This window comes from Streptomyces sp. NPDC059853 (assembly GCF_042731495.1).
Classification (GTDB): domain Bacteria; phylum Actinomycetota; class Actinomycetes; order Streptomycetales; family Streptomycetaceae; genus Streptomyces.
In genome coordinates this window covers 1-5548 of record NZ_JBHWJL010000324.1, presented here as the reverse complement: position 1 = coordinate 5548, position 5548 = coordinate 1, and the positions used below count along the sequence as shown (strand labels likewise).

Here is a 5548-nt window from a genome sequence, read left to right as displayed (position 1 = left end):
CGGTGCCGCCCGGCGGCATCCGGCCGCCGCCGCCCGGGCCCATGCCGCCGGGGGCGGCGCCGTCCTCCGGAAAACCGTCCGGGAGGGTGCCCTCCGGGAACGCGCCCTCCGGGAACGCCTCCCCCGCCCCGTCCGGGGCCTCGGTGCCCTCCGTCGGGCCGCCCATCGCGAACCCGCCCGCCGGGTCGTCCGGACCCGCGGTCGCGTCCCCGCTCAGCGACAGGTTGAAGTCCCAGCCGAGCACGGAGAACTTCTTGGTGTCCAGGTCGTACCAGAGCAGGTAGTTCTGCCCGGGGCCGCTCATGTCGTCGAAGTTCAGCAGCAGGTTCTGGGTGGCCACGTACGCCGCGAACGAGTCCAGGTCGACCCGGTCGCCCAGGCCCGCCGCGAACTCCTCGTCGCTCGCCTCCTCCGCCCACTTGATGAGGTTGATCAGCGGCTGGAGGTCCTGGCTGCCCTTCTTGGTGATCTGCTTGAACTGGTCCTGGTAGTCGGTCGGATCGTCCCCGACGTACGCGAAACCGCTGGTCGCCCGCGCCTTGTAGAGCACGCCGTTGCCGCCGCTGCGCTCGGTGGCGTACCCGGTGCTCGGGTTCTCCACCAGCAGCCGGGTGGTGGCCGGGCGGTTGTTGACGGTGAAGGTGGAGAACGTGTACCGCTCCGCGACCTGCCCCGAGCTGTCCATCAGCGACAGCATGAGCGCTTCGTTCAGCGCCAGCGTCTCGTCCGTGCCGGGCCGCACCGAGATCTCGGTGTGCCCCTGGTAGGCGCGGCCCTCGATGTACTGGTCGATCTTGATCAGCCAGGGCAGGTTCTCGGGCTCGTCGGCGGAGAGTTCGGCCATGTCCATCCCCCCGCCGGCCGGGAAGCCCTCCTCGGGCAGGACGAAGTCCCCCGCGTCGAGCTCCTCGCCGTCCGGTCCCACCAGCCGCGCCCCCAGGCCGCCCATGTCCTCGCCGCTCAGGGAGCTGAGCGTGGAGTTGCCCTTGAGCCGGACGCCGACCGACTCGATGAACGCGCCGTCGATGGTGAGATCGGCCTCCATCCACTCCTTGTCGCCGTCCTCCTCGAAGGCGGTGATCAGCCGCCGGTAGTCCGCCTCGTCGTACTCCAGCGCCACGGTGTGCTCCGCGGTGCTGTCGTAGAGATCGGTGGCGCCCGCGATGTTCTGGGTGATCTGCTCGCCGTCGCCGTCCGAGGCGCTGGTCACCAGCGCCGAGACCCGGGTGTCGCCGAAGTACACCAGCAGCAGCGCCAGCGTCACCGCCAGGGCCGCCACCGGCTTCCAGTGCTGCCGCACCGGCACCGGCAGCCGGTGGACGAGCCGGGAGCGGCCGCCGTCGCCCGTCATCAGAGGTCCGTCTGGTCGTAGCCGGTCAGGACGGTCACCCGCTGGCCCATGGTGCGCTCGGTCAGCGCCGCCACCAGGGCGCCCGGCTGCCGGCCCTTCTTCATCCGCACGGTGTAGAAGACCTCGGTGAGCGCCCCGCCGCGTATCGACTCGGTGCTGACCAGCTCGAACTCGGTGGTGAAGTCGATCAGGACGTCCTGGATGCGCTGCGTGTAGTCCTCACCGGCCGGCACCTGCACTTTGACGACCTGGCGCTGCACGTTCAGCTGGAACATGTTGAACTTGTGCATCACCAGGATGATCACGCAGATGGTGACACCGGCGATGACCGCCAGCGCGTAGAACCGGGCGCCGCAGGCCATGCCCAGGCCCATCACCAGGAAGATGAAGCCGACGTCCCGGGTCTCCTTGACGGCGTTCCGGAACCGCACCACCGACAACGCGCCGACCAGCGAGAACGCCCGGGCCAGGTTGGAGCCGACGACCAGCAGGATCATCGCCACGATGACGCCGATGATCACCAGCGTCTGCACATACGACTGGCTGTAGGACACATTGCGGTGGGTCGCGCGGTAGACGTAGCCGACCATCATGCTCAGGGCGAACGAGATCACCAGCGAGAGCACGATGTCGGCGACGCTGAACGTACCGCTGAGGTCCTGGAGTTCAGAGAACACGGGCGTTTTCCTTCGGGAGGGCGGTGTCCGGGAGGGCTTCCTCCGGGACGTGGAAGACGGAGCGCGGGGCCTTGCCGTGGGCCTCCACGCTCTGGACGTACTTGGAGATCCGGACCACGCTGAGGCTGCGCCGCGCCATCAGATCGGTGATCCAGTACGGAACGCGCTCGTTGACCTTGACCTCCATCACGGTCAGCCGGGGCGGGATGATGTAACGGTTCTCCGCCGCCGTGCCGAAGTGGAAGTCGCGGTCGCGCCCCCGGATCCGGCTGTCGAAGGTCACGCGCAGGCCCACGTCCTGGTCGCGTCCCTTGAGCGCTTCCCGGCGGTAGCCGGTGATGACGGTGGGCCGCAGATCGAGCCGCACGAGCAGGTCGGCCACCTCCTGGCCGAACGGGCCGGGGTCGACGAGTTCGTGCCCGTCGCACAGCCGGCGGGCCGCCCCGTACGGCAGCCGCACCCGGCGCTTCTGGGTCACCCGGTTCACGCGCTGTTTGATCTCGACGAAGACATCGCTGTCGTCGGTGACCGCGTCCAGTTCGCCGTAGTGCCGGATCCGCAGCTTGCGCCGGAACTTCAGGCCCTCGATCTTCTCCCAGTAGAAGCGCAGCGCCGGGGTGTCGTAGTAGAGGCTCCACACCCCGTAGCCGCCGGGCGGGCTGTGCTCGTCCCGGTCCATGCGGCGGGCCAGCTCCGAGCGGATCGCGGGGACGTCCTCGTTCGCCACCAGGTACTTGATCTCGTAGCGGTTGAACGCGTGCAGCCTGCTGGCCACGCCCCGGGCGAGCCCCGTCTCGTCGTCGTCGGCGGCCATCCATCCTCCGTTCGATCGGTTCCGGACGGCCAACCAACAAGGCACACATGAGAATTGACTGAGAACCTCATGTGAACGGTCTGAAGCGTCCCGATGAACGGCACCCGCACCCGTCCCGGACCGGCCCGGTGCCCCCGCTGGATACGCTGGACCGCATGGACACCGCGCCCCGCACCCCCGCCCCCGCCACCCGGCGCCGCCTGGTGCTCGCCTCGCAGTCGCCGGCCCGGCTCGGGCTGCTGCGGCAGGCCGGGTTCGCGCCCGAGGTGATCGTCAGCGGCGTGGACGAGGACGCGCTGAGCGCCCCGTCCCCGCGCGCGCTCGCCCAGGTGCTGGCGGAGGCCAAGGCCGCGGCCGTCGCCGCGCTGCCGCGGGCCGCCGGGGCGCTGGTCATCGGCTGCGACTCGGTCCTCGACCTGGACGGGGAGGCGCTGGGCAAGCCGGGCTCCGCCGAGGAGGCCGTCACCCGCTGGAAGGCGATGCGCGGCCGGTCCGCCGACCTGCTCACCGGGCACCGGGTGATCGACACCGTCACCGGGCGGGCGGAGTCGGCGGTGGCGGCCACCACCGTCCGGTTCGGGACGCCCGACGACGCGGAGATCGCCGCCTACGTCGCCACCGGCGAACCGCTGCACGTGGCGGGCGCCTTCACCCTCCAGGGCCGCTCCGCGCCGTTCATCGACGGCATCGACGGCGACCCGGGCAATGTGATCGGTCTCTCGATGCCCCTGCTGCGCACACTCCTGGGCCGGCTCGGCGTCCGGGTCAGCGAGCTGTGGGACCAGGACTGAGACGGGCGGGCCCGCTGGGCGGACCGGGCGGGCTCCGGCACACCACCCGCGCCCACGGGGGCGCGGCTCCGGCGGCCGGCGAAAAAGAATCCGGGCCGCACTTATGGAATCCCTACAATCCGGATGCGCTGTCCGCCCGTATCCTGGCCCCACGCGAGCACCGCACACGGCGCCCTTGAGGCGGGCGCGTACCGTGGTACCGCAGGGCAGCAGGCACCTCGTTCCACGCTCCCTCACCCACCGTGCGGAAAAGCTCACTCATCCGGGCGACTCGGCGCGGGGTGTCGTCAGTACCTAAACTCGGCTTGTTCCAAGGAGGGAGCCATCGTGCGTAAGGTGCTCATCGCCAACCGCGGCGAAATCGCCGTCCGCGTCGCCCGGGCGTGCCGTGACGCCGGCATCGCCAGCGTTGCCGTCTACGCCGAGCCGGACCGGGAGGCCGTCCATGTGCGCGCCACCGACGAGGCGTTCGCGCTGGGTGGTGACACCCCGGCCACCAGCTATCTGGACATCTACAAGGTCCTCAAGGCAGCCGCCGACTCCGGCGCCGACGCCATCCACCCCGGCTACGGATTCCTCTCCGAGAACGCGGAGTTCGCGCAGGCGGTGCTGGACGCCGGGCTGACCTGGATCGGCCCGCCCCCGGCGGCGATCCGCGATCTGGGTGACAAGGTGGCGGCCCGGCACATCGCGCAGCGGGCCGGCGCCCCGCTGGTGGCCGGCACCCCCGACCCGGTGAACGGCGCGGACGAGGTGGTGGCCTTCGCCGAGCAGCACGGGCTGCCCATCGCGATCAAGGCGGCCTTCGGCGGCGGCGGGCGCGGTCTGAAGGTGGCCCGCACGCTGGAAGAGGTTCCCGAGCTGTACGAGTCGGCGGTCCGCGAGGCCCAGGCGGCGTTCGGGCGCGGCGAGTGCTTCGTGGAGCGCTATCTGGACCGGCCCCGGCACGTCGAGACGCAGTGTCTGGCCGACACGCACGGCAATGTGGTCGTGGTCTCCACCCGTGACTGCTCCCTCCAGCGGCGGCACCAGAAGCTGGTCGAGGAGGCCCCGGCCCCGTACCTGAGCGAGGCGCAGAACGCCGAGCTGTACCGCGCGTCGAAGGCCATCCTCAAGGAGGCCGGCTATGTGGGCGCCGGGACCTGCGAGTTCCTGGTCGGCCAGGACGGCACGATCTCCTTCCTGGAGGTCAACACCCGGCTCCAGGTGGAGCACCCGGTGACCGAGGAGGTCACGGGGATCGACCTGGTGCGCGAGCAGTTCCGGATCGCGGACGGCGAGGAGCTGGGGTACGACGACCCGCCGCTGCGCGGGCACTCCTTCGAGTTCCGGATCAACGGCGAGGACCCGGGCCGCAACTTCCTGCCCGCGCCGGGCACGGTGACGGCCTTCGTGCCGCCGAGCGGCCCCGGGGTCCGTCTTGACGCGGGGGTCGAGTCGGGTTCGGTGATCGGTCCGGCGTGGGACTCGCTGCTGGCCAAGCTCATCGTGACCGGGGCGACGCGGCAGCAGGCGCTCCAGCGGGCGGCGCGCGCGCTGGCCGAGTTCCAGGTGGAGGGGATGGCCACGGCGATCCCGTTCCACCGGGCGGTGGTGGCCGATCCGGCGTTCGCGCCGGAGGTGTCCGAGGAGACGGCCGGGCAGCCGTTCGCGGTCCACACCCGCTGGATCGAGACCGAGTTCAAGAACACCATCGAGCCCTTCGGAGCCGCCGCCACGGCCGAGGAGGAGAGCGACACCCGCGAGACGGTGGTCGTCGAGGTCGGCGGCAAGCGCCTGGAGGTGTCGCTGCCGGCCACGCTGGCGATGCCGCTGGCGCGGGCGGCGGTGGCGGGCGGCGCGAAGCCGGCCCGCCGCAAGGCCGGGCGCCGCGCGGCGAGCGCGGCCTCGGGGGACACGCTGGCCTCGCCGATGC

General features: G+C 71.3%; 5 protein-coding genes. 2 read left to right on the top strand and 3 right to left on the bottom strand.

Features of this window, described 5'->3' with window-relative positions:
* The 3 genes from ACFV5N_RS23990 to ACFV5N_RS23980 all read right to left on the bottom strand — a co-directional run.
* A partial coding sequence (locus ACFV5N_RS23990) for a CotH kinase family protein (RefSeq protein ID WP_385603498.1) occupies positions 1–1351 on the bottom strand: 1351 nt, incomplete at its 3' end.
* A complete protein-coding gene (locus ACFV5N_RS23985) occupies positions 1351–2028 on the bottom strand; it encodes a DUF4956 domain-containing protein (RefSeq protein ID WP_385603495.1) in 678 nt (225 codons plus the stop codon). The genes ACFV5N_RS23990 and ACFV5N_RS23985, both read right to left, overlap by 1 nt.
* Entirely contained in the window at positions 2018–2842 is an 825-nt protein-coding gene (locus ACFV5N_RS23980) for a polyphosphate polymerase domain-containing protein (RefSeq protein ID WP_385603492.1), read from the bottom strand. The genes ACFV5N_RS23985 and ACFV5N_RS23980 overlap by 11 nt, the downstream gene beginning before the upstream one ends.
* A gap of 155 nt (positions 2843–2997) precedes the next feature.
* Between ACFV5N_RS23980 and ACFV5N_RS23975 the strand changes: the two genes are divergently transcribed.
* A complete protein-coding gene (locus ACFV5N_RS23975; RefSeq protein WP_385603489.1) occupies positions 2998–3633 on the top strand; it encodes a nucleoside triphosphate pyrophosphatase in 636 nt (211 codons plus the stop codon).
* Between the two features lie 327 nt (positions 3634–3960).
* Positions 3961–5548, top strand: a 1588-nt coding sequence (locus tag ACFV5N_RS23970; protein WP_385603486.1) for an acetyl/propionyl/methylcrotonyl-CoA carboxylase subunit alpha, incomplete at its 3' end; no start/stop codon positions are given.